A 26,262-nucleotide genomic window follows, 5' to 3' on the forward strand; every position below is an offset into this window, starting at 1 on the left:
CTTTATCCTTTATATGTGCGTCAAAGTTCGGGGCCGGCAGCCTTTTCCTTGGCCCAGATGGCGGTGGAAACGGCAATGTCCATCAGCGGCCGCGGCGGCAAGGGTCGCGGCAGCGGTATTTCCTGCACCTGGCGCAGCAGGCTGCTGTCCTGGCCCAAGGCAAATTCGGCAATCAGCTTGCCGGAGGTAGAGCCACGACTCAGCCCCAGCCCGTTGCAGCCTATGGCCTGGTAGATATTGTTTTCACGCTTGCCGAATAACACACCGTTATTGGCCGACAAGCACAGCGCCCCACCCCAGGTGTATTGCAGCTCCACCGCCGGCAGCATGGGAAAGCGCCGGTCGAAGGAGCGCTGGTGCAGCCGTTTGGCGCGCGCCAGGTCTGCCGCGCTGACGCTGACGCCGGGGCGGAAGACAAAGTGGTTGCGCACGCAGATGCGATCGGTGCTCAGACGGCGCACGGTTGTGCCCATCGGGTCGGCCGGAATCAGCGCCCAGGAAGACTGACCACCCAGTTGCTGCACTTCCTGTGGCGTCATCACCCGCGTGAGCGAGGCAAAGGTGTATACCGGCAGCAGGCCGTTATGCTGCAAGCCAAAGCTGGCGGCGTAGGCATTGGTGCACAGGATGATGCGCCGCGCACGGATCTGCCCGCCATCCAGCCGCAGCACATGACCGTCTGGCTGGCTGCTGATGTCGCGTACCGGACTCATCTCGAACACCTGCACATTGGCCGGCATGCTGGTGGCCAGCCCGCGCATCAGCGCTGCCGGCTGCACGGTGCTGCAACCGGGGGTAAAAATGGCACGGTGGTAGAAGCCGGAGCCGGTTACCCGGCCAATGGCGGCCTCATCCAGCCATTCGAAACCTTCGCCGATGCGCTCCAGCCCGTCGGCAAAATGCTGGAGCGCTGCCTCGCCCTTGCGGCTGACAGCGGCATGAAACTTGCCGTCATCACGCCAGTCGCAGGCGATGCCATGCTGCTGCACCAGCGAGCGCACATAATCGATGCCATGGCGCTGGAAGCGGACATCAGCCTGGTCCTCTTCCACGCTGCGCGAATAGCTTTCGCTGCTGATGTCATGCGGCAGGTCGACAAAGAAACCGGAGTTACGCCCGGCGGTAGAACGCCCGATCCGGTCGGCTTCCAGCAAGGCAATCGATGCATCCGGCGCGAGTTCGGCCAGTCGACGGGCGGCGCACAGGCCGGTGATGCCGCCACCGATCACCACCCAGTCATACTGCTTGCCGGAGACCGCCTGCCGCACTGCTGCAGCGGGCGGCAGGCTCTCCCACCAGCCGTTGACGCCATCCGGTGCCGGAAACCGGGCGAATTCCAGTTTTTGATCCATGGTGCTTATCCGTGCTGAATCATCGGGGAAACAATGGCGGCAAAGGCATCACGCTCGGCCTGGCTCAGCGTACCCAGCGGTGCGCGGGCTACGCCCACTGCCTTGCCAGCCAGTTCGCAACCGTAACGCACGTACTGGATGAACTTGCCGCTGCGCTCCAGCAGTTCCAGCACCGGCAGCAGTTGGGCCATCAGCTGGCGGCCAAGCTGGAAGTCCCCCTGTTTGACGCAGGCGTCCAGCAGGGCAACGTGGGCTTCGGGCAGGAAGTTGGAAGCACCGCACACCCAGCTGCGGCAACCCCAGGCAAAGAATTCCAGTGCCTGATCGTCCATGCCGCAGCTCAGAACCAGCGAGTCCTTGAAGTGGGTGGACAGGTGATGCAGATGGCCGATATCGCCGGTGCTTTCCTTCATGGCCTGGAAGTTGGGCCGTTGCAGCAGGGTTTCCAGGATTTCATCGCCAATGGCGGTGCCGGTACGCGCCGGGAAGTTGTACAGCATGATGGGCAGGTCCAGCGCATCGTCCACCTTCAGCAAATGCTGCAGCAGTTCTTCCTGTGTGGGCTGGGCGTAATACGGTGCCGCCACCAGCAGGGCCGACACACCTGCTGCCTTGGCCGCCTGGCCCAGACGGATGACTTCGTCGGTGGTGGTGGCGTTGATGCCTGCGGTCAGCCAGGTCTTGCCGCCCGCCGCTTCTGTCACGGTATTGAACGTGCGCACCCGCTCCTCAAAGCTCAGCGCATAGTATTCGCCGGTGGTACCGCCGATGCCCAGGCCATCCACCTTGGCGGCCAGGTCTGCCGCGTGTGAAGCCAGCAGCGCATGGTTGATTTCGCCATCAGGCAGGAATGGGGTGACCAGTGGGGTGTGTACGCCTTCAAAACGCATTTCACTTCTCCTTGTGGTTCCACCTGAGGCGGGCCTTGCAACAAGGCCGGCAGCGCGGTGGAGGCATGCAAAAGACAACAGCATCCCTGCCCTCCATGCGGATGGAGAGATGCCAGCGCATCCGGGCCACCTGGCCCGGCGCACTCATCAGATATGGGTTTCTGTCATCGGATAAATGGGAAACTGACAACACAGCTCGCGCAGCTTGCTGCGTACCAGTCGTTCGACTTGCTCGTCACCGTCCGGGCTGACGCTCAAGCCACCGAGTACTTCCAGAATCAACTCGCCCAGCTGTTCAAACTGGGCCGTGCCAAAGCCACGACTGGTACCGGCTGCCGTGGACAAGCAGATGCCGGCATCGGCTAGTGGCTGCCCGCTGGCATCCATGCCGAACAGGCTGCAGGAAATACCGGCGCGTACCAGCGCGCTTTCGGCGGCCAGCGCATGGCCACCCTGCCCCGGCAGCGTCAGCAGCAACAAATGGTTGTCTGTTCCACCGCTGACCAGACGGACCCCGCCAGCCAACAGCACCCGCGCCAGTGCCTGGGCATTGCGCAGCATCTGCTTGATATAGCGGGAAAACTCCGGTCGCAGCGCCTCGCCAAACGCCACCGCCTTGCCGGCAATCACATGCATCAACGGGCTGCTTTGCCGACTGGGGAACACCGCGGCATCGGTCTTGGCCGCCAGTTCGGCACGGTTGCTCAGAATCACCCCACCACGCGGCCCGCGCAGGGTACGGTGGGTCGGCAGAATGGCCAGATCGGCAGCTGGCAGCGGATTGGGATGCAAGCCCGCCGCCGCCAGCCCGGCGATATGCGTCATGTCCACCACCAGCATGGCTCCGGCCTCGTCGGCAATGCCCCGAAAACACGGCAAGTCCAGCTGACGCGGATAGGCCGACCCACCCGCCACCAACACCGCAGGCCGATGCTGCATGGCAAGCGTGCGGATGGCGGTGTAATCCAGCAGGCCACTGTCCGCAGCCCGGCCGTAATACACGGTGTCATACCAGCGGCCTGGCAGATGGGCAGCCTCGCCTTTGTCCGGCGACATGCGCAGCACGGTCTGACCGGGCTGTACATGGGCCAGCATGGCGGCATGACTGGCATGCGAGCCGGAATGCGGCAGCACATTGGCGTAATTGGCATCAAACAGGGCTTTCACCCGGTCTTCGGCCAGTGACACCACCCGGTCCAGATGCTCGCAGCCCGGGTAGTCGCGTGGCATGAAATGGCTTTCGCTGCCCCGGCTGGCCAGCACCGTGCCCTGTACTTCCAGCACGGCGGCGGAGACCAGGTTTTCCGATGCCAGCATTTCCACCTGCATTTGCTGGCGGCGCAGTTCCAGCGCCACTTCCGAGGCGATGACCGGGTCTCGACTCAGCAGCGGCTCGGCAAAGAAGCGCGAAATTTCATTCATGGACACACTCCACAGGGTGACGCCAATTGCGCCAGTCATCACATCATCAGCGGCCTGCCACTGGCAGCAGGCCTGGCCATGGCTGGTTTATTGCTGCAACCAGGCTTTCAGCTTTTCCGGATGGCTGTCGACAAACTTCATTGCAGCGGTGGCGTAGTCATTGGTGCTGTTGCCTTCCAGTTCGATGGCCTCCACATCAGCCAGCGTCAGTTTGAAGTGCTTCATGAATACATTGGCGCGCGGGAACTTGCCGGCGAAGGCCTTGGAAGCAAAGGCGTGAATCTGCTCCTCGCCACCCAGCGTGCCTTTCGGGTCTTTCAGGTAGCGCACTTTCCATTTCTGGAACAACCAGTGCGGGCTCCATACCGTGGCCACGATCCACTGCTTGCTCTGATAGGCGCGGGATACCCCGGCCAGCATGCCGGCTTCACTGGAGGACTGCAGGTTGTAACCAGCCAGGTTGTAGTCCTTGATGGTCTTTTCCGATGCCTGCATCAGGCCACCACCCGGCTCGATGCCCTGGATGATGCCGTTGAGCTTGCTCTTGACCGCGGGCTTGTTGAGGTCGGCAATGGTGGACACTTCCGACTCCGGCACATAGGCAGGGACTACCCAGCCATTCTTGCCGCCGGTGTAGATGATGCCCACATCATCGAGATTGTCCTTGTACTTGGCGTAGTAAGTACCGTGGGTAACCGGCAACCAGCCGCCCACCATCAGGTCCAGGTCACCACGTGCCACGCCCTGGTACTGGATGCCGATGGCCGCCTGGACAAATTCCACCGGCTGCTTGAGCTTGGTTTCCATCACGTACTTGGCCACATTGGCCACCGCCAGTACGTCAGCCCAGTTGGTCACGGCAATCTTGACCGGTTCGGCCGATGCAGCAGACGCGGTGCCGACACCGGCCGCCACTACCATGGATACCAGCAGCTTGCGTGCCATCGATTGGGAAAAATGCTTTTTCATCGTGTTTCTCCTTTGTCACCGCTTTGGTTTTTTGAATCGCGCTGTCCTCTACACAGCGTGTTTACCACCACAGGCCAGCCGGATAGCCCTGCCTGCTTGCACCACTTCTCAGCCCTGCACTGCCTTGCCACTTGCCGGTTTGCTGGCACGCACGGTTTTGGGTTTCTTTTTGGCCTTCATGCCAAAGCTTTCGGTCAGACGGTCCAGTACGATGGCCAGCAACACCACGCCCAGGCCACCTTCGAAGCCGATGCCGATATCCAGCCGCTGAATACCGCTGAGCACGTATTCACCCAGGCCACCGGCACCAATCATCGAAGCCACCACCACCATGGACAGCGCCATCATGATGGTCTGGTTCACCCCGGCCATGATGGACGGCAGGGCGTTGGGCAGCTGGATCTTCCACAGCAGTTGCAGCTCGGTACTGCCAAAGGAACGCCCGGCTTCCATCAGCTCTTCCCGCACCTGGCGGATGCCCAGGGTGGTAAGCCGTACCACTGGCGGCATGGAGAACACGATGGTGGCCATCACGGCGGGCACACGCCCCAGGCCAAACAGGATGACTGCGGGAATCAGGTAGACGAAGGCCGGCATGGTCTGCATGAAGTCCAGCAAGGAACGCAACACCATTTCTACCCGGCTGTTGCGCGCCCCCCAGATGCCCAGCGGTACGCCCAGTGCCAGGCTGAAACAGGTGGCGGCAATCACCAGCGCCAGCGTGGAGGCGGTTTGCGTCCACAGGCCCATGAAGTGGATGGCCTGCATGGCCAGGCCGACAAACACGGCAAACACCACGCCACGCCGCCACAGGGCCACCACCACCAGCGCCACCAGCACCACAATGAAGGGCAGCGCCAGCATCGTGTCTTCCAGCAGCTTGACTACCGCGCCCAGGCTGGCCGAGAAGGCATCGAACACGCCACGAAAATGGAGGAAGAGATAATTGACGAAATCTTCGGCAAACTTGCCGATTCCGGAAGAGTTCATGACTGTCTGCGCTCCATCACCTGTTTGAGAATGTTGCGGCAGGACACCACGCCAGCCAGCTTGCCTGCGGCATCCAGCACCGGGACATCGTGTTCCTGCTCCAGCGCAATGGCGGCCAGCTGGTTCAGGTCGGCATCCAGCGTTACCGTGCGCACATTGCCCAGCAAGGCATCGGTGACTGCTGCGTCGCCAGCCTGATGCAGCGATGCCGGGGTGACACAACCCAGGTAGCGCCCGGCATCGTCACAGACGTAGCCACACTCGGCACCGCTGTCGATCAGACAGTTGAGCTGGGCGGCGGCCGGGCTGGCCAGCGTACAGTTGATCTGGGCGCGGCCTGCCGGGCTGAGCATGCTGGAAGCCTTGAGGAAGCGGGAGATATCGACATTGCGGAAGAAGTCGCGCACATAGTCGTCGGCCGGGGACTGGATCAACTCGGCAGGTGTGCCCACCTGGATCAGGCTGCCGTCTTTCATGATGCCGATGCGGCCGCCGATCTTGATGGCCTCTTCGATATCGTGGGAAATGAACACGATGGTGCGCTGTTCTTCCTTCTGCAGGCGCAGCAACTCGTTCTGCATTTCGGAACGGATCAGCGGGTCCAGCGCAGAGAAGGCCTCGTCCATCAGCAGTACCGACGGGTTCACCGCCAGGGCGCGGGCCAGGCCCACCCGCTGCTGCATGCCACCGGACAGTTCGCTGGGCAGGAATTTCTCGTAGGAACCCAGCCCCACCCGCACCAGCACCTTGCGCGCCACTTCATAACGCTCGGCCTTGGGAATGCCGGCCACTTCCAGGCCGTAGGCAATGTTGTCCAGTACCGTGCGGTTGGGCAGCAGGGCAAAGGACTGGAACACCATGGCCATTTTCTTGCGCCGTACTTCGCGCAACTCCAGCGTGGACATGGGGGCAATGTCGCGCCCTTCCAGAACGACCTGGCCCGAGGTGGGTTCGATCAGACGGTTGAGCAGGCGTACCAGAGTGGACTTGCCGGAACCGGACAAACCCATGATGACGAAGATTTCCCCCGCCCTGACGCTGAGGCTGACATTGTTGACCGCCACCATATTGCCGGTCTGTTCCAGCACCTCGTTACGACCCATCCCCTGTTTGAGCAGCGCGGCAGCACGCTCGGGTTTTGGGCCGAAAATCTTGGACAGGTTCTTCACGGTCAGAATATCGCTGCCATAAGTGCTTTGCGGTGGAGCAAGCTGCGTCACCGCACCAGGCGCGACGGCTTCTTTCAGTGTGTATGCCATATTTGGGGTCATTCTTTATCCCAACTTGCAAGTTCAAGAAATCGAAGCCCCCAGGCTTACCCACTGCATGCATATCCCAACCGGGGCTTCATTCAGCATTGGTTGGCAGACCGGTTTATCATGCAGTGCAGCAAATCATGCATGACTTAAAAAAATCGGAATCGCCAACCGCATTCGCAGCACATCTGTTTGACCATTCCGGTCATCGTCATCTGTGTGTAACGCTTGCCAACAAGCCTACCAATTCTCTTCATTACCACCAGTTACATTTTCTGCACCCTTTCACCTACTTTTGGTAATGCATCGGTAATGTGCAAAATTCGCCGCATTGCACCATCACAATGCGACAAAAAATATTATTGTTTTATAACAATGACTTGTATCGATTTTGGGCAGGGCTTGTGTCGTATGGCCGACAAAGTGATGTCGTCATCGGTCGAAAGAGGACTAGCAAATGGCACCTGATCGCAACTTGACTGGGCAATGCCGCGATTGCAATGATTTGCCTGAATCCCATGCAGCACAGCGGACGTCATTAATTGCACCTGAAGATAAAAGCCGCATTGCATTGTGTGAAAACTGTCATTGGAAATGGCTGCCAGATGATTTGTTTCATTCAGCCATCAATTGCATGATCCCGCTTGAAACGGACATAACATGAACCAGCCCGCCCACATCGATAATCGCCCAGCGCAAAAACCCTTGTCAGTCGGGTTTATTCTGGCGCCGGAATTTACCCTCAGCGCTTTTTCCAATTTTGTTGATGTCCTGCGCCTGGCGGCAGATGAAGGTGATTTCAGCCGGCAAATCCGTTGCAAATGGAAAATACTCAGCCACGACAGCCGGCCCATCCAGTCCAGCAGCGGGCTGGAAGTCATCCCGACTACCGGGTTGGAAGACCCTCAGGTTTTCGACTACATCGTGGTCGTGGGTGGACTACTGCATGCCGGCAAGAAAATTTCGCCGCAAATGGCTGCCTACCTGAAACAAGCCGACGAGGCTGGCGTTACCCTGATTGGCGTTTGCACCGGCAGTTTCATTCTGGCGCGTGCCGGGCTGATGCATGGTTATCACAGCTGCGTCAGCTGGTTTCATTACCATCACTTCGAGCAGGAATTCCCGAAATATCCGGTCAGCTCGGACGAGCTGTTCAATATTGATGGCAAACGGATGACCTGCGCCGGCGGGGCCGGTGTCATGCACCTGGCCGCTCACCTGATTGAAAAGCACTGCGGCAAGTTCGAAGCCGCGCAGGCGCTGCGCATCATGCTGGAGGAAATGCCACTGCCAGCATCCACGCCGCAGCCGCATTCGGTCATCACCGACAAGGTGTACAACCGCAGCGTGCGCAAGGCAGTGCAGCTGATCGAGCGCAATATCAGCAATCCGCTGACGGTGGACGACATCGCGCAAAAGGTGAATGTCAGCATCCGTCATCTGGAGCGGCTGTTCCATGCCGAACTGGGCATGACGCCCAGAAGCTATTCCGCCAAGCTGCGGCTGGATCACGCCCGGCACCTGATCCTGAACACCGACCACCGCATTTCCTTCATCGTGTTTGAATGCGGCTTTGTCGATTGCTCGCACTTTTCCAGGCGCTTCAAACTGGAATTCGGCCTGACTCCCACCGAAATGCGCATCAAGCGCGGCACCATCAAGAAATTCCAACACAAGACAGCTGCCTGAACCTGCAACAGTCCATTACTCCCCATCCACAGCGAATACCAGTCGGTATTCGCTGTTTTACATTTCATGCTGGCCTTGGCTCATGGTTCCACGCCCCATTCCGCATAAACAAAAATAAACTGCATTGACGCTATCTCCAACCACTTCAATACTCAGCAAAACTGATGTCAACACCATCAGAACAGTACAAAACCATTGCTGACAGCCCGTCACAGAAAGAGCTGCACCACATCGTCAAAGGAGAAAGCAGTCATGACGCAGGAATCGACAAGGCTGGAATTGATCCACCACCATAAAGCGCGCCACGCCCTTACCCGGGAGCGCTATACCGACCCGGCTGTGTACCGCGCAAATCTGGGATAGCGTATGGATTTTTGTCGGCCATACCCTGGAGCTGGAAAAACCGGGCCAGTACATGACGGTACAAATCGGGGATCACCCGGTTGCCGTGGTTCGCGGCAACGATGGCACCGTAAGGACAGTCAATAATGTCTGCCGTCATCGCAGTGCCAAGATATGTCAGGGTGACAGCGGAAAATCCGCAAAACTGGCCGGTCCCTATCACCAATGGACGTTTGGTCTGGATGGCAAACTGTTGTACGCCGGCAATATGGGTGAATGCACACGGGCTGAAGCCGGTGCACGGTGCCGTAGTGGAAACCTGTATCTATGTCTGTGTGGCCGAAACCGCCCCGGACTTCGACACCTTTGCCAGCGCAGTGCAACCTTTCCTCGCTCAGCACCAACTGGACACCTGCAAGGTGGCGCATGAGTCATCCATCGTGGCAAAGGACAACTGGAAACTGGTATTCGAAAACAACCGCGAGTGCTATCCCTGCGAAGGCTCTCCCCCGGAACTGCTCAACTCCTTCGTGGAAAACCATTCGGTAGCCGGTGTGGCCGATGGTGATGACCCGGCACTCACCGCTTTCTGGGACCGTTGCGAAGCAGGTGGATTACCCAGTCGCCTGTTGATGGCGGAAAACAGCCAGTTCCGCATGACACGCATTCAGCAATCAGTCCGCTAGCTGCCCGTGGCGACCACTTTGTCTGAATGGCTGCATTCCCCGGTTGCTTAGGGCCATTTTCGACCCGAAGAAGAAAGATAAAACACACATCCGTCAACAGCGTCGAGTTCGGCTAGAGTTGTTTCCATCCCATTTTAAATGGCTGCTTTCGTATTGGAACTCAGCCATTTTGGTGTCCGGCTAGTTGGGGAACATACGGCTTTCAATGATGAATCACATTCAAGCATTCATCTTCCCGCGGTGGCTCGTAATATCGGGAGATACGTTCAAATGTTACATCGTCAACGGTAAATGGGTGAGTGCCGGATTGATTTCGTAAGTGCAGGCGCTCCTTGCAGAGTGAATCTGGTACATCCAGAAGATGTAGAGAGTGAGCTACTCCGGCCCGAGTGCAGACAGACATAGCCCACTGCCGAGATGCAACGGTATTAGCCGGCACGTCCAGTACCACTGAAAGGCCAGCTTGCAGTAACTCTTCTACATGCCCTCCCAACACATCTTTCAATAGTCCAGAACAGCGCACATAGTCGACCACTTCCTTTATGGCATCTGGATACAGCCTAGCCAGCCACTCATCCTCGCTAATCAGTACTGTTTTGGGTTCTTTGGCTAGTTTCCGTGCCAGGGTTGATTTTCCAGAGCAAATCTTGCCGCACAGCAGATGCAGGGATGGTGGCATCTCAATCAGGCTGGTGCCGTAGGAATTGTCGATGGCACAGCGCCAGAGACCTGCCGGATCCCGGCGGAACACATAAGTGGCGAACCGGGTTGTCTGCCAAGCTTGTCCGGCTTCACGTTCCGCCTGTAATTCGGTACGAGCTAGTACTAGTGCGGTGTCACCACCAGCGACTACTTGCATGTCTGCTTGGCTGACTTGTAGGGTGTGGTTGAAGTACTGGGCAATGGCGGGGAAGACTGCGCGAATCTGTTCACCACCTCGAGCGAGCATGCCGGGCTGAACCACGAGCACGGCGTCACTAGCATAAAACGCCATCAGCTCATCAAAGTCTTCCCAGTTGATTGCGTGGTCGGCCGCTGCGATGATTTCCTTCAGTTCCTGCTGAGGCATGGATTTGCTCCTGGTCTGTAGTGTGGTAACCAAGCAGACGGAAACAAAAAAACCCGCCTGCTGGGGCGGGTTGCTTGGCCAAAGCCTTGATGCGTGCTAACCCACCATTCCAAGAATGGTGGTAATAATTGCGATCATGCATTGGTCATGGCTTGTCATATGGTTCATTCTGCAGGCAGCAAATAGGGATGTCAATCTATGTGGCAGGGGTACAAGTTTGCTTGGGACTGCGATCTGCCCTAACTCAGACTGGCTGCAGGTCGGCCAATGCAGACGACCGAGTAATCGATGAAAAATGGCCGCTTTCCTATTGAAAGCGGCAGCAAATGTATCTAGCAAACTGGGTGTGATTCAATCTCAGCGTTCAACTAACCCGGCAGAGTTAATGTAAATCAGCCCATTTTTATCTCGAATAGCATTATGTAAGTTATCGTCTGCCCTGACGGAGGGACGGTCAGCTGACTCACAATGAACTATTTTTTGTGTGCGTGCGTAGACATTCTGCTTGTCAACAGCGAAAGCATACGTAAGGAATTGAATGCTTCCTGGGTCAAGGCCAGGTACAGGTTTCCGATAGCGTCTGCCAAGTAAATAATGACCGCCATCATCGATCAGTACATCATCCCAGACTGCTCTCGCAGTTGCTACATTAATTTCGCCTGTATTTGTGATGATTTTACCTTCGTAGAGAAGGTGTGACCCCATTCGGGCATAAAGATACCCTAGACTGACAACACTTTCCGGTGTTGCTATATTGCGCTTACGTACGCCAGCATAAATCAATCCCTTAGCATCGCGCGCATACGGCCCGCCGACAAGCTCGAAGCTTTGCGTGTCAATTTTGGTCATGGTTAACCATCCGCGTGGATCAACGTAGTAAGCTTGGTGTGAATCGATATACCAGCTGTTGCGCACAGCAATAAATGTTTCAGGATCACCTCCGACTATCAGGCTGTCATTGCCGCAAACAGAGTCACCAATGGCAGTGGGCGCGAAGCGTAGACCTGAACGGTCGGCGGCAAAACGGTCTACAATATGGCGGAAGCTTTGAAGATCAAAATCATTCAACGCGAGAAAATGCCTTTCATCCCCTGCACGAATCCATACCCGTTCACCATCGCTATAGTATGGCCCACCAATAGAAATAAGCATATCGTCTGTAATATTGGATGCATTGCGCAGGGTAATCTCATGCTGCAGTTCCACTTCTGCAGTTTGCCTTTCTGCCAATTGGATTTCACTCGGAACAAACTGCTCGAGATACTTCTGCTGCAGTGAAATTATGTTAGCAAGACACAGCACTCCATGAGGAACAGATCTGAGATATAGCGACCAATCATTATTTTTGTCCGTGTAGAACCAATGCATACCTTCCCCATCCCATTTCGTTATATCTGTTCGTGGGAGTAGATCGGATCGTAGTGCTTTAATTTTTCCGGAAACAAAAAACATAAGACCATGATTCAAATATTCGTCGAATACTAAATCGTTTCGTTGAAATAATTCCTGCACTATCGCGGAGAGATCATGAAGGTCATTTGGCATGATGGTAAATGCTGCTCACACAAAAGGTGTGTTTGTTTTCCTTGATTTTAAAGTATTGGTTGGTAGTTGCGGAGCTGACTCTGCGGATTATTTCCAATTTGGCTTGTTTTACTGATATTTTGAATGTTGCATCATGGTGAAGAGATCAAAACATGTCCGAAGTTTTGTGTGGACTGGCTGCAAAACACCATGGTGCCAACAGGAAAAATTGGCCATCCTACTGACACCTCGTCGGCCTGGTTAGCCGCAGTTCTGTTAAAACTCTCCTTATGTGACAGATAAAAAATGGCTTCTTCAATTTAGCGAGCCATAAAGATATCTGGCAAATGAGAGCCAATCACTCATCTCCCTTATACAGAGTACGGAACTTGAATAGCCCGATGCCATTGAGCGTGCCTTCATAGAATGCATCCTGAATGAATCCGGCCACGGAGTCATGAATATAACTTTCAAGAAAGTGCTCAATGGCAGGTGTTAGCCGTCGCAGATCCATACTGGCGGCGACGTTAACCGGGTCTGTTTCTGGTAATACGGATGGGCTGAGAACCCGGTTGTACTGTGTCGGTCTGTGCTTTATTTTTACTGCTTCGCGCATCGGATCAAAATCTGGTGCCATCGGGTTGCCGGCATTCAGCTTACTCAAACCAGAGATGATTCCTTGCTGGGTTTGTCGTAAATACTCTTGATGCTTGCTACTGGCTGTGCGGTAGGGCGCACGCCGGGTAAACTCGCGCCGGTATTTGAAACGATGGCTCAGGTATAGCGCCATATGTTGTTGGTGCATTTTTTCGGCCGAGGCCGGGGCGACCTTGGCATCACGCAGATAAGCGTTGAAGTCGTTGATGACCTGCGGGGTGGGACTAATTAAATCCTGAATCTTTTTGTCTAACTGCTCCATTGCTTGCAGAGGCACTCCTGCCTGACGCGCCGCTTCGTACATGCGGCGGCAGGGAATCACGCACATCTGGCTGTTTTGTGCAGGCATGATGCCCAAGGCACCACTGGCGTAACCTCCGCCGACATCGGAATGCGAACCTGGGTACATTACTTCCACCGCATTGCCAGGATAACTATTGCCGCGACGTACAGTATCCAATGGGAAGCAGGCGCGCACCTCGTGCCCGGCAATATAGTGGACACATTGCTCGACTGCCGGGTGTATGGCCAGGTTTCCATCAGCCCATGCCATATGTCCGGTAGCAGGCAGGTTGTCTGGAAACAGCTGGGCGATGCCGACGGATGCTACCGTATCAAAAATCCCCAGGAATTGGGTGCGCAGCGGAATACCAGCAAAGTGCCAGCCGCCATTTTCCTGCTGGCAGAGCCGGTACAGCCAATTCACAAAGGCACGTGCTTCAGTAGCACCGCGCGAAAAACCAAATACTGATAGATTTATTTGCGTTACCTCGGGTTTGCGGCCCTTCAACGCAGCCTGTAATCGACGTTGCCAATTAGTGAACAAGGCCCAGCGCATTGCACCGCCCGTTATGCCGCTTGCCATTTCTGTGATGGACTTGGCCAATTCATCTGTAATCAAAAAACTCTTGTTGACATACTGATTTGGGGCATTCACCAAACGAGTCAATGCCCATAGAATGCGGGCTTCTCCTCCTGCGCCAGCACCGCCGCCAAGCATGCCGCCCTTATCGCCAATTTCCGGGAATGGTGTGCCTACACCAGGCATGTAGAAACGGAAATAGCCATCATCTGGCTTGTCTCGCGCCGCCATAAACAGACGGGCGATATTACTGGGCTTCAGCTGGTCCGGCTTGGCCTGGTAATAGTCCAGATTGAGGTTGTTACCGGTGCCATCGAAAAACAGCACCACATGAATCTGGCCTTGGCACTTGGCACTGTTCTTGCCACTGACACAGGCCAGCGCTTGTGCCCGTTGTAATTGCTCCCGTGCGGTGAGTGCGCGTTGCCCGCTTGGGTAGGGTGCTGGATTTTTGGTACTCATTGTGTGGCTTTCTGCATCTCGCGAGGATAGGCAGGTAGATAGTCTGGATGATAAGGCAGGATATCGCTCAATTTGACCAAGACTTGGTCGTTGGGTAGGAAGTGAATATCAACATGCTGCATTTCTTTGGCCTGATATTTCGGGATGGTCACAGTGCGCGTTTTCCGTGGAGCTGCCACATATACTTTTATGCCATCTCGAATAATGGGCTGGCCATTTTTATCACGCAGCCAGTCACCATCGTTTTCCCAGCCGATTGTCACGGTTAACCCCGGCCGCCATTGGCTGGGTACTATAACGCAACAGATTTCTCCCCCCCCTCCGCCCATGGCGGGAGCGTTAAGAATCCCCCCTTGGCCATTGATGGTGATGGAGAGTACCGATTTGTCGGTGTGATTGACCGCCAGATAGCTCAAACTGGTTTTTTCTTCTTCGCAGCCTGCCAGGAATAGCAGACTCAGCAGTAATAATGCGGAGAGTCGCTTGCGCAATATGCTCATTGGAAACCTCTCTGCCTCCGGTGGATATGTGGGTGACGCGTACTCATTGTGTGGCTTTCTGCATCTCGCGAGGATAGGCAGGTCGATAATCCGGGTGCTCAGGGAAAATATCACTCAATTTGACCAAGACCTGGTCGTTGGGCAGGAAGTGGATATCAACATGCTGCATTTCTTTGGCCTGATATTCCGGGATGGTCACAGTGCGCGTTTTCCAGCTGCCTTCAATAAATACCTTGTCGCCGTTTTTCATCACGACATTACCACTGGCATCGCGCTGGAAATGTCCACCTTGCAGCCAGCTGATCTTTACTGCCAGCCCCGGCCGCCATTTGCTCGGCACTATGACGCAGCAGACTTCTCCGCCGCCGCCACCCATCGCAGGGACATTCAGCACACCGCCTTGATCGTTAATGGTGATTGAGTCGATTGGCTTTGTGGTGTGATTGACCGCCAGATAACTCAGACTGGTTTTTTCTTCTTCGCAGCCTGCCAGGAATAGCAGACTCAGCAGTAATAATGTAGAGATTCGCTTGCGCAATATGCTCATTGGAAACCTCTCTGCTTCCGGTGGATATGTGGGTGACGCGTACTCATTGTGTGGCTTTCTGCATCTCGCGAGGATAGGCAGGTCGATAGTCCGGGTGCTCAGGGAAAATATCACTCAATTTGACCAAGACCTGGTCGTTGGGCAGGAAGTGGATATCAACATGCTGCATTTCTTTGGCCTGATATTTCGGGATGGTCACAGTGCGCGTTTTCCAGCTGCCTTCAATAAATACCTTGTCGCCATTTTGCATCACGACATTACCACTGGCATCGCGCTGGAAATGTCCACCTTGCAGCCAGCTGATCTTTACTGTCAGCCCCGGCCGCCATTTGCCTGGTACGACGACACAGCAAACTTCTTTGCCTCCACCACCCATCGCAGGGACATTCAGCACACCGCCTTGATTGTTAATGGTGATTGAGTCGATTGGCTTTGCTGTGTGGTTGACCGCCAGATAGCTCAGACTGGTTTTTTCTTCTTCGCACCCTGTCAGCATTGGTAGGCCCAGTATCAGCAATAAAGCGATTAGTCTTCGGAGTATTATCATGGGGGGCCTTAATAAAGGGGCTGATGAGAACAGTCAATGGAGTATCGTCGTTGATTGAGTTGTGCTCTCCCTCTCATTGACGAATCCTTGGGAATCCAATTTTTTGCAATGTGTTTTCTGGCAATGTTTACTATGTTGGCGGGTATGTTTTCCAAAGAAAGGCAAGGTAGATGCCACCATAAATCAATAACATCATGGTTATTGAGATTACTTTTATAGTTATTTTTTGAACTCCATTTATTGCCCATACGGATAAGGGCAGTAGTGCCATTATTAGAAGTGGAGAAGTTAGGATTAGAAAGTAAATGTGGTTTAATGCCGACCAGTCTCCCTCTGTTGTTGGGCCTGGGGTTCTTGTGTATTCAAAATATGTGATGCCGATAACGAATATCCAGAAAATAGAAACGATTATCAATGCACTAGTCAACAACAGCGGTTGGATAGTTTTTTTTACTACTGAGGCTTTTTTCGCATGTGTCATGGTTAATTCTCAAGAGGTGTGAGCATCATCGAGTAACGGAGCAAGTCCTTCACTCAGGGAGCATCTTTGCTCGACAAAGCTCTTCAGCATCTGGATCAGCCGAGGGTCATCCAGCAAGCGCCCTTGGCTGTAACACACGGCCACCGCTACGGTTAGCTGCTCAGGGGCATCCTCAATGTAATGTTCTGCTAACAGATCGGCCGTACGTTGCAGCCAGCCATACAGTACTGCTCCAGAGGTAGGGAGCAGGTCGGAGAAGCCTTCGTGCAACTGGTCTGCCAATACGTCTGCCTGGGAGGCATGCATTAAGGCTGTGAACTCCTGAGTGCTCAGCAGCCATGGGTCCTGCACATCGGGAGGAAGCGTCTTGGGCGGCATGGGCAATGCCCGTAGTTGGCTGTGGCGGTCAATAACCAACCACTGCTCCACTGGTTCGCACAGCCGTTGCCAAGCTGCCGTAGCCAGTACTTGCGGCAGGCTGGCAGCGATGCGCGTATCGGCAAAACGGACGACGTACCACTGCCCGTCTTCGGTGGTGGCATTGAGGCTACATTGCCAGGCATCCCGTAGGGCGGGGGCGCTAAGCTGGCTTGTTAGAAAGCTCAGCATCGGCCGTCCCTTGCAATGACGCAGCAGTTGTTGCAGCTCTGGTTGATTGCCAGGATGCAATGCGAGAAGTCGTGGTGATACTTCGCGTAGCTCACCCCACTCCTGTAGGTGATACAAAGGCCAGCTTGCTTTGGTCTGCCATATCTTGCGCCGCTTGAAATCGAATCCATCATCCAGCAGTGCGTAGCAATACAAACCGTCTGGCAGTTCTTTCAGTAGCGTTTCCAGTTTTTGTGACTGTTCCGCAATATTTCCTTCGTCCATCGCAAAATACATTGCCATTCCTATTGTCCCGCCAGCGGCAGACCGGACTTGATTGCATTGAGCATGCATTGCAAGCAAAACTGCTTGCCTGGAAAGACCGGCATCGGGATATTCATGCTGTCCGGCCCGCTCCAGTCATGACTGCCACCCTTGAAGCTGACGGTGCCGGGGGCGTGCAGCTCGATCTTGCCATCCTTGATCCGCACGTAAGCGCCACCGCTGGTCAGCAAGACTTCCTGCTTGCCATTCAAGTTGATGTTCTGCTTGGCCGAGGTAACGGTCAGCTCCTTATCCGCCGTCAGTTCCATCGCATCGCTCTGCGCTTGCACCTGCACCTTGCCTTTGGCTGCAATGAGTTTCATGGCGATTTTGTCTTGTACCCCGGCCACGAACAAACTGATGTGCTTACCGACGTTGTGAATCCAACGGCGGCTTGTAATGTGGTTAGCGTCGCGCTGTGCAACAAGATTCAAATTGGTACCGGCGCTCACTGTCTGGCTTTGTTCAGTGACACTGACGATGCCGGCCGGGGCGGACAGGATGAGCAGCGGCTGTTGGCCGGCCTGGCTGCTGTTGCCGCTGCTGGCGGTTTTGCCTTCCTTGTCGGTATTGCTGCCGGCTTCCCAGGCTTTGAGCGCGGCGGCGTGGTGTTGCAGGTGGCCGCTATCCTTGTTGCCGTCTTTGCCGTTGTCGGGGTTGATGGCGTCCGGCCCGGTTTCCATGCTGTCGGCCAGTTGTGCTGCGGCGGTGTCGCCCAGGCTTTGGCTGAGGCTGAGCGCGGCGTCGAGCTGGCTTTGCGCGTGTTCGCGTGCCAGTTGTTTGCCGCCAGCGCCGCTTTGCGCTTCGGTGCTGATCAGCAGGCCGTGCCCGGCGCGGATGGCACCGTGCTGGTCGGTTCTGAGTTCGAAGCCTTCGCCGCGTGGCTGGGCTTTGCCATTGTTGCGCGGGTGGGTGAGGTAGCCCTGGTTGAGCTGGGTCTTGCCCGCTTCGGAACTGAGCTTGGCGCGGACTTCGCCGGGGGTGTCGTCGAACAGCAGTTCGTTGTACTGGCCGCCCTGATGTTCCTTGGATTTGATGCCGGACAGCGTCTTGTTGGCGGGCAGCGCACCGGCACCGCTAAAGGCCGGGGTGGCGTGGCTGCCGTTGTACAGCACGCCGACAATCACCGGGCGGTCGATATCGCCTTCGATAAAGTCGACCAGTACTTCCTGGCCGATGCGCGGGATGAACTGGTGGCCCCAGCCGGCACCGGCGCTGGGCATGGCCACGCGCAGCCAGCAGGAGGATTTGTCGTCCAGATTGGCCCCGCTGCCGGGGTGTTCGTCTGCGCGCTGCCAGTGGAACTGCACCTTGATGCGGCCCAGTTCGTCGGTGTGCACTTCCTCGCCTTCCGGCCCCACCACGGTGGCGGTTTGCACCCCGTTGGAGGTGGGCTTGGCCTGCGCGCTGTGGGCGTAAGCCGGGGTGAGCGGAATGCCACGGCGCTGGGCGGTGATGGTGGTCTGGAAGGGGCTGCTGTCCTGACCGGCAGTTGACGTGGTGTCCGACCCGCTGGTCAACAGGCTGCGCAGTCCGCTGGCCAGATCGCCCGGCAGATTGTTGTTGGCACGGAAGGTTTGCCCGGTGACCACGAATTCGCGCTGCTCGCTGCTGTCGCCCTCGTGCAGCGGATGCTCGTCCAGGCGGAACCATTGTCCGGCCTGCAGGCTGCGCACCGAACCGCTGCCGCTAAACTGCTTGGCCTGCACATCGTGTGCTTGCTGGCGCAACTGGGCGTACTGGCTCAGCTGCTCGGCATCGCTGGCGTAGTACAGCGACTGCGGGTCGTAATCCTGCAAGGTGGATTGCAAAGCATCCCCACTGCGGCCTTGCTGAATGCGGGTCTGGTCGCCGGTGTGCTGGGTAGCCACCGGCTGGTAATCGAAACTGGCCAGCGCTACCGCACCGGACACCACCTGCCGCGCGGCCGACCAATCGGTGAAGCCATCTTCCTCTTCTGTTGCATCGCTGCGATGAAAGCGCACCCGCTCGCTGGCCGCTGGCGGCAGGCTGTAGGCATCGTCGAACACCACCAGCTTGACCTGCGGATGCTCGCCATCGACATGCTCGAAACGCCAGGCATAACCCTCTTCGTGCAGCAGCCGCACGATGAAGTCGAAATCGCTCTCGCGATACTGCAGACAATAACTGCGCGGGCTGGCCGTGGCGGTGTGAAACTCCAGCGTCTGCACCTGGGCAAACACCGGGTTATTGGCCTGATGCTCGGCCAGGATCTGCTTGACGATGTCGGGGACGGACAAGTCCTGAAACACCCGCGAAGTGCGGCGCAGCCGCAGCAGGGCAAACGGCGGCTCGATGGTCAGGCCGTACTTGGCAAAGCCGCCATCCGACCCCAACAGCTCGGCGCGCGACACCACGCCACAACGGACCACCTCGTTGCCATCGGCATCCAGCACCCCCAGCCGGGCGGCTACACCCAACAAGGATTTGAGCTCGATATTGCCATCCGGCGACAGGCAGCTGAGCTGATAGCGATAGGCCTGCGACACCCCCTCGCTGCCGTCCAGGGTGTGGGGCAGCAACTGCTCGGCGGCGATCTGTCCGCCGTCCAGCTGCAGGGTGAGCAGGCGTTGGTGCTGGGAAAAGGCGGCGGCGAAGCTGGCGAGCAGGGAGGAGAAATCCATGGTGTGGGCTATCACGTCGGCTGACGTGATCATTCACAAGCTATTGAAAGCTCAACAGTTTATGCCTTTGACATGGTGCAAACAAGGCTGAATGGCATGAATGCGTAGTTCTACGGATCGCCATCGATACAGGAAAAGGGATGGAAGCGGTCGTGTCAAGTATTCGCCACGGACAGTTCATCGGCCAAAGCAGACATTCCATCGAGTAGCAAAAACGACTGCTATACACATAATTTCGGACACACCTTCAGGGAGTCTGTGGTCGGCTTGCCGTGGGCCACACCCGCCTTTTAAGCCAGACGGACTAATCGACGAGTTAGATGTGTTTACCCGTCTGGCCGAAGTATCTACGAAAACAGAGGCAGTTCAGTTCACCTGTAAACAATGGCTCAACCCAACCGACCTATTGGCATAAGTGCTGCCGTAGCCACTGTTTGACTACTGGTGCATGTGGATGTTCGGCTCCACTTTTCTTGAAGCTTAATACGTAGACATTATTGGTCGTCAATGCCGCCTCCATGGGTACAAGCAGGCGTTTGCTGTCCAGCAAGGGCTGGACCAGCCGCTTGTCCACCATGGCAACACCCACTCCATGCAAGGCAGCCTCGATGGCCAGCTCATCGAGATTAAAGAAAATCTGTGTTTGAGATATATCCAGCGATTGATCATATGCCAAAGTCCAGCGTTCCCAATCGATGCCATTGAGTGAACCATGCAATAAGGTGTAGTCGGAAAGCTGATCCATATTTTGCGGAGGTACTTTTCCAGCAACACATTGTGGATGGCAAACCGGGATCAGGCATTCTTCAAATAACAGAAAATCATCCTGACTAAGTGCCGACTTCTCTTTGTAGCTGACAAATGCATCATATTGAGCCAGATCGCCATAAACAAGGTCTGATTCTGTTTCTATCATCAGACTCAAACCGGGATTATCAACGCAAAATTGCGGCAGCAATGGAAGAAGTATCTTTGCTGCTAAGGAAACATAAATCTTAAGGCGAAATGGCCTGCTTTTTCGTGAATAGCGTTTTTCAACATTACTTAATTCACGAAATATCATCTCGGTGGATCTCAGCAATTCAATTCCCTCTGCTGTCAATTCCACCTTGCGCGCGCTACGATTGAACAATGTTACCGAATAATGTTCTTCAAGCAGTTGTATCTGGCGGCTGACTGCACTTTGCGTAAGGTGCAGACGCTCGGCTGCTTCCGTGAATGAGTTACACTCACTCAGCATCAAAAAGGTCTGTAGCGACTGGATGTTAGGTGGGCGTATGATCATGTGGATGAAATCTCGGAATGGCAGAATGAAAATAAATTGTTTGCTATGGAATCTTGCGATTTTTATACTTAAAAAATCAATAAAATCAAATAGCGAGATGAAAAATGGATCGATGCGGATGGATAGAGACAAGCAATGGCATAAATAAATTACCTACGTTGGGAAAAGATATTAAAACAGATTTTCTCATTGTGGGTGCTGGTCTTGCCGGAATCTCCTGCGCCATCAATTTGGCAAGGATCAATCCATCGCAGCGTATTGTGCTTGTAGAAAAAAACAGGCTGGGACAAGGTGCATCATCCCGTAATTCTGGTTTTGTTGTTTGCCATGAGAAGCCTGGTGATGGCGAATATATTAATCAAGCCGGATTTGATCGATATCGCCAGGAAACACAATTTGGCACTGCAGCCAGTCAACTGGTTGCCCAGTATGTAAAGCAATTTGATATCGATTGTGATTTTGATCAGTCCGGTTACTTCATTGGCGTGAGTGACAGCAGCAAGATGTCAGATCCAGCGCAGTTGCTGGCCACGCTCAAAGCGGCGGGAGCCCAGGTCTCGCTGCAGGAAGGAGATGCACTCGCAGCCCGGCTGGGGACCGACTTTTACAAGATAGCCGTCCACTGTGCAGGCGGCAATGCATTAATTCAGCCTGCCAAATACGTTCAGGGTCTGATTGCTGGGCTACCTCCCAATGTGGAAGTGTACGAACAGGTCAATGTTCATGCCATCCGCCCCGCAGCTGGCAATGCCCTGGAGGTACGTGGCAATGGCCATTGCATCACTACGGATCGCGTCATTGTCTGTGCCGGTGCCTATCCAGGGCGTGCGGGTGTCAAATCAGCTCATATCTTGCCACTGGAGCTGACCGCCTCGCTAACCCGCCCCCTCAGTCAGCAGGAGCTCAACGCCATGGATGCTCCCCAGCCATGGGGCATTTTATCCGCCGCCCTGACCGGAGCCACCGTCAGGTTGACACAGGATCGGCGGCTCATGATTCGCAACACGCTGGAATACCGGTGCCGCGATGTGTCTGCCACAGAATTGCAAGCCAGACAGAACATGCATCTGGCGGGTCTGCAGCGGCGCTTTCCCTGGTTGGTTAAGCAGGATATCGCTTACACCTGGTCTGGCCACCTGAGCGGTACACGCACCGGAAACCCCCTGTTTAAGCAATGGGGAAACCAGATGTTTGCCGTATCTGGCTGCAATGGTTCCGGTATTGCGCGCGGCACGCTGTGGGGCAAGCTGCTGGCCGAGTATGCCTCTGGAGTATCTAGCGATCTGCTGCGCTATGCCGTGAAGCATGGCGAACCCGGCTGGCTGCCACCCCGTCCATTCCTCGATATCGGTGCCAGTTTGAAAATTGGCTACGAGCGCTTCAAATCAAGCAGTGAAATCTAACAAGGAGATACAGCATGGAGAAATGGTTGAAACAGGCAAGCACGATGATGGCGACTTCCGGTCTGCTGGTCATCGCACTGCAAAGTGCACCGGCAACTGCTGAAACGCTGAACGTGTATAACTGGTCCGATTACATCGCCAAAGATACCGTACCCAATTTCGAAAGGCAGCAAGGCGTAAAAGTTCGTTACGACAACTACGACAGTAACTCCACCCTGGAAGCCAAGCTACTAGTTGGCAACTCTGGCTACGACCTGGTGGTGCCCACCACCAATTTCATGGCACGGCAAATCAAAGCCGGCATCTACCAGAAGCTGGACAAGAGCAAGATCGACAACCTGAAACACCTTGATCCCACTTTGATGAAGCTGATTGAAGGGGCTGATCCTGGCAATCAGTATGGTGTGCCTTGGGCCTATGTCACGATCGGCATCGGTTATAACAGCCAGAAGGCAGCTCAGGCCTTGGGGAATGGCTCCAAAGTCGATTCGTGGGAGGTGCTGTTTAATCCGAAACTGGCCGCAAAGGTAGGGAAATGTGGATTGTCCGTCGTGGATGAACCCGTGAATGTATTTGCAGCAGCCTTACAATACATGCACCGCAATCCGAACAGTGCCAACCCCAAGGACTATGAAGATGCCTATGCCTTGCTGAAGCAGGTTCGTCCCTACATCACCCAGTTCAATACCTCCGGCTATATCAACGACCTGGCAAACGGGGATGTCTGCGTCGCCATGGGCTTTTCCGGTGACGTCTACATTGCCAGCAAACGCGCCCGTGAAGCCAAAAGACCGTACACGGTTGGTTTTTCCAATGCCAAGGAAGGCGGCTTGCTAGCCTTTGACGTGATGGCAGTTCCCAAGAGTGCCAAGAACCCAGCATTGGCAATGAAGTGGATAAACTATATTGAAGACCCCAAGGTGAATGCAGCCATCACCAATGAAATCTTCTACCCGACAGCCAACAAGGAAGCCCGTAAATATGTGAACCCGGCCTTGCTTGCAGATCCCATTCTTTATCCGCCTGAGTCTGAGCTCAAACACATGGCACTGATCAAGCCACTGCCGGAGGCCATCATGCAGCTGCAGAATCGACTGTGGTCGCAGTTGAAGGTCAATAAATGAAAATCATGTGGCCCAGAAAAAGGACACATTAAGACCTTCTTGAACGGCTCGTTGCTCCATGGCTGCACTCCTTTTCGGGGGCAGCCAATTTTTATATGCATGGGAGTAATCAGCCATAGCCAGCGACATAGCTGCTGATCCAGTGAGTGATGCCTGTTGCATACCGCTGTCTGCGACATCTGGGTAATCAGCGCCTGGGTGTAACGCAGCAACAGATGCATGAACGGTAGCGAACGCTCGAACGCCTGCTTGATCACGTGTGCCGGCAGGCGGTATCTGCAACAACTGGGTATCACGCCCCGCTTGTTCAACAGCTACGGATCGCGTCGGGGCAACCACGAAGTCATGGTGCGCGGCACCTTTGCCAATATCCGGATTCTCAACCTGATGTTACCCCCAGATGCAGACGGCAGGCCGATCACCGGTGGCTATACCCTGCATCAGCCTGATGGCATACAAGGTTTCATTTACGACGTGGCCCAACGCTATCAGACAGAAGGCGTGCCACTGCTGGTGATTGCCGGCAAGGAATACGGCAGCGGATCAAGCCGTGACTGGGCAGCCAAAGGCACCGCCCTGCTGGGAGTACGTGCTGTCATTGCCGAAAGCTTCGAACGCATTCACCGCGCCAATCTGGTTGGCATGGGCGTGTTGCCACTGCAATTTCGGGAAGACGACAGCATCAGCTCCCTCGGTCTGACTGGCCGTGAATTATTCACGCTTGAAGGGCTGGAGGATCAGCTGACCCCTGCACAGCCGGTGCAACTGCATATCGACTACCCTGATGGTCGCCACCGGGTCTGTAGCTTGCAATTACGTGTTGATACGCCGACCGAAGTCGACTACTGCCTGCATGGCGGGGTATTGCCTTATGTACTGCATCAATTGCTGAATGCATGAAGCCGACGACTGTCAGCCCAGGCGCTACTTCCCTTGTTTGCGGGGTGGAGTGCTGCCCAGAATATGCCGCTTTCCATTCCAGCCACTTTCTCGGTAAGCGATGACAAGTACTGCGGTCGATGATGTATTGCCACCTTTCCAAGCAATCCACTGCGGCGTGCAACTGACAGCTAGCCGACTCATCCATAGCTACTCCGCCGTAGAGAACAGGGAAAAGTGGCTACGAAAGCAGAGGCGATTCAGTCAATAACAATCCAAGTGTGGCTTGTTTTGTCTTTGGTGCTGACTACAATAAATAACAAACACAAAGTACTGTTTAAATCATTACTAAATATCAAAATTGGGGGACATCATTACTTTATCAATGAGGTAGTGGGGAAGTCTTTTTGCAGCAGTCGGCGTTCTGCATGTGCCGAGGATGCAGGTGGGCCAGCCATACCTGTATTCCAAGGAAACAACTATGCCGCTGATTACTCTGTACTCCGCACGCAACAGCCTGCTCCTGGCAGCGCTGTCTTTGTCTTTTCCTTTGCAGGCCCGGGCTGAGATTAGCCTCGCAGGCCTGCAACAACAGATTAGTGATCTTGCGCAGACCAACCAGCAGCAGGAACAGCGCATACGCCAATTGGAGCAGCAATTAGCCGGAATGAAGACCCAACATGATGGCCAAAATACAGCTGCGTCCCGTAGTAGTAACGCCGTAATGAGCAGCAAGAGCGTTGGTGCTGACGCGGCAGCAAGTCACGGTGCCATGTCTGACAGCAATAGCCCGGCCCTACCGGTGGTGAGCGAAGTTCCCAAGAGTGTGGAAGACATCTATCAGGAAGCCAGTGGTTTTGCCGCCGGCAAGTTCTCAATCGAGCCCAGCTTCACCTACACCCACTACGACACCCGTGAGCTGGTGCTGAACGGTTTTCTGGCACTGGATTCGATTTTTCTGGGCAATATCAATCTGGACAAGGTAGTCAGCGACAGCGTCACCCTGGGCCTGACTACTCGCTATTCGCCCAGCCCGCGCTGGCAACTGGACGTCGACATCCCCTTCGTGGCGCGTGATGCCACCTACTTTTCCGGCGGTGCCGGCGGTGCCGCCAACAGTGTTTCGCAGGGGTCGGTACGGCAGGGACCGACACTGGGCGATGTCAGCTTTGGCCTAGGTTACAAGCTGGTGGAGGAGGATGCCGATTGGCCAGATGTAGTGTGGAGTTTGCGCATCAAGACACCGACTGGGCGCAACCCTTATGGTATCAAGCTGGTTCAGTCGGCTGGTAATAACAATCTCTCCATGCCGGACCGCCTGCCTACCGGAAATGGCGTTTGGGGTATCACAACCGGCCTGTCTTTCGTCAAGACGGTAGATCCTGCCGTGCTGTTCGCCAGCCTCAGCTACACCCACTATCTGGATGGTCATTTCAGTGATATCAGCCCCACGGTCGGAGTGACTCAGCCGGGCGATGTACGTTTGGGAGACAGCTGGAGCTGGGGTGCCGGTATCGCTTTTGCACTGAACGACAAGCTCAGCCTTGGTCTGTCCTACTCACAGCAGATGGTGGGTCAGGCCCGAGTACGCCAGCAGGGAAGTAGTTGGACCGATGTGGTGGGGAGCAGCGCCAATGCCGCCAACCTGAATCTGGGCCTGACATATGCCTACAGCAAACGACTCTCCATCATTCCCAACCTGTCGCTGGGCATGACACCGGACAGCCCGAATTATGCATTTTCGGTGAAATTCCCCTACAGATTCTGAT

At 55.4% G+C, this 26,262-nt stretch carries 23 protein-coding genes and 1 pseudogene; 9 read left to right on the forward strand and 15 right to left on the reverse strand.

Annotation, left to right across the window (positions count from 1 at the left end; genetic code table 11):
* Positions 1–20: 20 nt before the first annotated feature.
* The 6 genes from GSR16_RS11760 to GSR16_RS11785 form a co-directional block, all read right to left on the reverse strand.
* Positions 21–1,352, reverse strand: coding sequence for an NAD(P)/FAD-dependent oxidoreductase (locus GSR16_RS11760; protein ID WP_159877587.1), 1,332 nt, complete (start codon positions 1,350–1,352; stop codon positions 21–23).
* A 5-nt stretch (positions 1,353–1,357) separates the two neighbouring features.
* Complete coding sequence (locus tag GSR16_RS11765) at positions 1,358–2,242, reverse strand: dihydrodipicolinate synthase family protein (protein WP_159877589.1); 885 nt, start codon at positions 2,240–2,242, stop codon at positions 1,358–1,360.
* 147 nt (positions 2,243–2,389) lie between these two features.
* Positions 2,390–3,664, reverse strand: coding sequence for a serine hydroxymethyltransferase (locus tag GSR16_RS11770; protein ID WP_159877591.1), 1,275 nt, complete (start codon positions 3,662–3,664; stop codon positions 2,390–2,392).
* A gap of 87 nt (positions 3,665–3,751) precedes the next feature.
* Complete coding sequence (locus tag GSR16_RS11775) at positions 3,752–4,633, reverse strand: glycine betaine ABC transporter substrate-binding protein (RefSeq protein ID WP_159877593.1); 882 nt, start codon at positions 4,631–4,633, stop codon at positions 3,752–3,754.
* Positions 4,634–4,741: 108 nt separating this feature from the next.
* Entirely contained in the window at positions 4,742–5,623 is an 882-nt protein-coding gene (locus GSR16_RS11780) for an ABC transporter permease (RefSeq protein WP_159877595.1), read from the reverse strand.
* Positions 5,620–6,882: a quaternary amine ABC transporter ATP-binding protein gene (locus GSR16_RS11785; protein WP_240902467.1), complete on the reverse strand. Its 1,263-nt coding sequence runs from the start codon at positions 6,880–6,882 to the stop codon at positions 5,620–5,622. The genes GSR16_RS11780 and GSR16_RS11785 overlap by 4 nt, the downstream gene beginning before the upstream one ends.
* Positions 6,883–7,336: 454 nt before the next feature.
* On the opposite strand from GSR16_RS11785, the gene GSR16_RS11790 reads away from it, so the two are divergent.
* The 5 genes and pseudogenes from GSR16_RS11790 (at position 7,337) to GSR16_RS21180 (ending at position 9,596) form a co-directional block, all read left to right on the forward strand.
* On the forward strand, positions 7,337–7,543 hold the full coding sequence (locus GSR16_RS11790; RefSeq protein WP_159877599.1) for a hypothetical protein: 207 nt from the start codon (positions 7,337–7,339) through the stop codon (positions 7,541–7,543).
* Positions 7,540–8,568: a GlxA family transcriptional regulator gene (locus GSR16_RS11795; protein ID WP_159877601.1), complete on the forward strand. Its 1,029-nt coding sequence runs from the start codon at positions 7,540–7,542 to the stop codon at positions 8,566–8,568. Before GSR16_RS11790 ends, GSR16_RS11795 begins: the two co-directional genes overlap by 4 nt.
* A gap of 164 nt (positions 8,569–8,732) precedes the next feature.
* On the forward strand, positions 8,733–8,864 hold the full coding sequence (locus GSR16_RS21340; protein WP_276608552.1) for a hypothetical protein: 132 nt from the start codon (positions 8,733–8,735) through the stop codon (positions 8,862–8,864).
* A gap of 119 nt (positions 8,865–8,983) precedes the next feature.
* Positions 8,984–9,109, forward strand: a pseudogene (locus GSR16_RS21480) (Rieske 2Fe-2S domain-containing protein); the annotation flags it as partial.
* A gap of 73 nt (positions 9,110–9,182) precedes the next feature.
* Positions 9,183–9,596, forward strand: a complete 414-nt coding sequence (locus tag GSR16_RS21180; protein WP_240902468.1) for a hypothetical protein — start codon at positions 9,183–9,185, stop codon at positions 9,594–9,596.
* Positions 9,597–9,798: 202 nt separating this feature from the next.
* On the opposite strand, the gene GSR16_RS11805 is transcribed toward GSR16_RS21180, so the two are convergent.
* The 9 genes from GSR16_RS11805 to GSR16_RS11845 all read right to left on the reverse strand — a co-directional run bounded on the left by GSR16_RS11805 (position 9,799) and on the right by GSR16_RS11845 (position 21,219).
* Positions 9,799–10,665 carry an AAA family ATPase gene (locus tag GSR16_RS11805; protein ID WP_159877603.1) on the reverse strand — a complete coding sequence of 289 codons (867 nt, stop codon included), beginning with the start codon at positions 10,663–10,665 and terminating at the stop codon, positions 9,799–9,801.
* A gap of 357 nt (positions 10,666–11,022) precedes the next feature.
* Positions 11,023–12,210, reverse strand: coding sequence for a hypothetical protein (locus tag GSR16_RS11810; RefSeq protein WP_159877605.1), 1,188 nt, complete (start codon positions 12,208–12,210; stop codon positions 11,023–11,025).
* 337 nt (positions 12,211–12,547) lie between these two features.
* The gene (locus GSR16_RS11815) at positions 12,548–14,170 is read right to left on the reverse strand and encodes a T6SS phospholipase effector Tle1-like catalytic domain-containing protein (protein ID WP_240902469.1); all 1,623 of its coding nucleotides are present in this window, start codon (positions 14,168–14,170) and stop codon (positions 12,548–12,550) included.
* Entirely contained in the window at positions 14,167–14,670 is a 504-nt protein-coding gene (locus GSR16_RS11820) for a DUF3304 domain-containing protein (protein ID WP_159877607.1), read from the reverse strand. Before GSR16_RS11820 ends, GSR16_RS11815 begins: the two co-directional genes overlap by 4 nt.
* A gap of 43 nt (positions 14,671–14,713) precedes the next feature.
* Positions 14,714–15,217 carry a DUF3304 domain-containing protein gene (locus GSR16_RS11825; protein WP_159877609.1) on the reverse strand — a complete coding sequence of 168 codons (504 nt, stop codon included), beginning with the start codon at positions 15,215–15,217 and terminating at the stop codon, positions 14,714–14,716.
* A gap of 43 nt (positions 15,218–15,260) precedes the next feature.
* A complete protein-coding gene (locus GSR16_RS11830) occupies positions 15,261–15,713 on the reverse strand; it encodes a DUF3304 domain-containing protein (RefSeq protein WP_240902470.1) in 453 nt (150 codons plus the stop codon).
* Positions 15,714–16,254: 541 nt separating this feature from the next.
* Positions 16,255–17,130, reverse strand: coding sequence for a DUF4123 domain-containing protein (locus GSR16_RS11835; protein ID WP_159877613.1), 876 nt, complete (start codon positions 17,128–17,130; stop codon positions 16,255–16,257).
* Positions 17,131–17,138: 8 nt separating this feature from the next.
* Positions 17,139–19,802: a type VI secretion system Vgr family protein gene (locus GSR16_RS11840; RefSeq protein WP_159880821.1), complete on the reverse strand. Its 2,664-nt coding sequence runs from the start codon at positions 19,800–19,802 to the stop codon at positions 17,139–17,141.
* A 403-nt stretch (positions 19,803–20,205) separates the two neighbouring features.
* Positions 20,206–21,219 carry a LysR family transcriptional regulator gene (locus GSR16_RS11845; RefSeq protein WP_159877615.1) on the reverse strand — a complete coding sequence of 338 codons (1,014 nt, stop codon included), beginning with the start codon at positions 21,217–21,219 and terminating at the stop codon, positions 20,206–20,208.
* A 26-nt stretch (positions 21,220–21,245) separates the two neighbouring features.
* Here GSR16_RS11845 and GSR16_RS11850 point away from each other — a divergent pair, with 26 nt between their 5' ends.
* The 4 genes from GSR16_RS11850 (at position 21,246) to GSR16_RS11870 (ending at position 26,261) form a co-directional block, all read left to right on the forward strand.
* Positions 21,246–22,490 (forward strand): NAD(P)/FAD-dependent oxidoreductase, encoded by a 1,245-nt coding sequence (locus GSR16_RS11850; protein WP_159877617.1) that lies wholly within the window; start codon positions 21,246–21,248, stop codon positions 22,488–22,490.
* Positions 22,491–22,504: 14 nt separating this feature from the next.
* Positions 22,505–23,614 (forward strand): polyamine ABC transporter substrate-binding protein, encoded by a 1,110-nt coding sequence (locus GSR16_RS11855; RefSeq protein WP_159877619.1) that lies wholly within the window; start codon positions 22,505–22,507, stop codon positions 23,612–23,614.
* Between the two features lie 219 nt (positions 23,615–23,833).
* Positions 23,834–24,514 carry a hypothetical protein gene (locus GSR16_RS11865; protein ID WP_159877621.1) on the forward strand — a complete coding sequence of 227 codons (681 nt, stop codon included), beginning with the start codon at positions 23,834–23,836 and terminating at the stop codon, positions 24,512–24,514.
* A gap of 703 nt (positions 24,515–25,217) precedes the next feature.
* Positions 25,218–26,261, forward strand: a complete 1,044-nt coding sequence (locus GSR16_RS11870) for a porin (RefSeq protein ID WP_240902471.1) — start codon at positions 25,218–25,220, stop codon at positions 26,259–26,261.
* The last annotated feature ends 1 nt before the right edge of the window (position 26,262 follow it).

It is taken from the genome of Aquitalea denitrificans, assembly GCF_009856625.1.
Lineage (GTDB): Bacteria > Pseudomonadota > Gammaproteobacteria > Burkholderiales > Chromobacteriaceae > Aquitalea > Aquitalea denitrificans.

Coding starts and splice junctions, on each gene's coding strand:
- GSR16_RS11765 (WP_159877589.1), bottom strand. CDS start 2,242: ATGCGTTTTGAAGGCGTACACACCCCACTGGTCACCCCATTCCTGCCT.
- GSR16_RS11825 (WP_159877609.1), bottom strand. CDS start 15,217: ATGAGCATATTGCGCAAGCGAATCTCTACATTATTACTGCTGAGTCTG.
- GSR16_RS11780 (WP_159877595.1), bottom strand. CDS start 5,623: ATGAACTCTTCCGGAATCGGCAAGTTTGCCGAAGATTTCGTCAATTAT.
- GSR16_RS11760 (WP_159877587.1), bottom strand. CDS start 1,352: ATGGATCAAAAACTGGAATTCGCCCGGTTTCCGGCACCGGATGGCGTC.
- GSR16_RS11840 (WP_159880821.1), bottom strand. CDS start 19,802: ATGGATTTCTCCTCCCTGCTCGCCAGCTTCGCCGCCGCCTTTTCCCAG.
- GSR16_RS11785 (WP_240902467.1), bottom strand. CDS start 6,882: ATGGCATACACACTGAAAGAAGCCGTCGCGCCTGGTGCGGTGACGCAG.
- GSR16_RS11815 (WP_240902469.1), bottom strand. CDS start 14,170: ATGAGTACCAAAAATCCAGCACCCTACCCAAGCGGGCAACGCGCACTC.
- GSR16_RS11810 (WP_159877605.1), bottom strand. CDS start 12,210: ATGCCAAATGACCTTCATGATCTCTCCGCGATAGTGCAGGAATTATTT.
- GSR16_RS11855 (WP_159877619.1), top strand. CDS start 22,505: ATGGAGAAATGGTTGAAACAGGCAAGCACGATGATGGCGACTTCCGGT.
- GSR16_RS11770 (WP_159877591.1), bottom strand. CDS start 3,664: ATGAATGAAATTTCGCGCTTCTTTGCCGAGCCGCTGCTGAGTCGAGAC.
- GSR16_RS11835 (WP_159877613.1), bottom strand. CDS start 17,130: ATGTATTTTGCGATGGACGAAGGAAATATTGCGGAACAGTCACAAAAA.
- GSR16_RS11795 (WP_159877601.1), top strand. CDS start 7,540: ATGAACCAGCCCGCCCACATCGATAATCGCCCAGCGCAAAAACCCTTG.
- GSR16_RS11790 (WP_159877599.1), top strand. CDS start 7,337: ATGGCACCTGATCGCAACTTGACTGGGCAATGCCGCGATTGCAATGAT.
- GSR16_RS11830 (WP_240902470.1), bottom strand. CDS start 15,713: ATGCTGACAGGGTGCGAAGAAGAAAAAACCAGTCTGAGCTATCTGGCG.
- GSR16_RS21340 (WP_276608552.1), top strand. CDS start 8,733: ATGTCAACACCATCAGAACAGTACAAAACCATTGCTGACAGCCCGTCA.
- GSR16_RS11775 (WP_159877593.1), bottom strand. CDS start 4,633: ATGAAAAAGCATTTTTCCCAATCGATGGCACGCAAGCTGCTGGTATCC.
- GSR16_RS11870 (WP_240902471.1), top strand. CDS start 25,218: ATGAGCAGCAAGAGCGTTGGTGCTGACGCGGCAGCAAGTCACGGTGCC.
- GSR16_RS11820 (WP_159877607.1), bottom strand. CDS start 14,670: ATGAGCATATTGCGCAAGCGACTCTCCGCATTATTACTGCTGAGTCTG.
- GSR16_RS11865 (WP_159877621.1), top strand. CDS start 23,834: ATGAACGGTAGCGAACGCTCGAACGCCTGCTTGATCACGTGTGCCGGC.
- GSR16_RS11805 (WP_159877603.1), bottom strand. CDS start 10,665: ATGCCTCAGCAGGAACTGAAGGAAATCATCGCAGCGGCCGACCACGCA.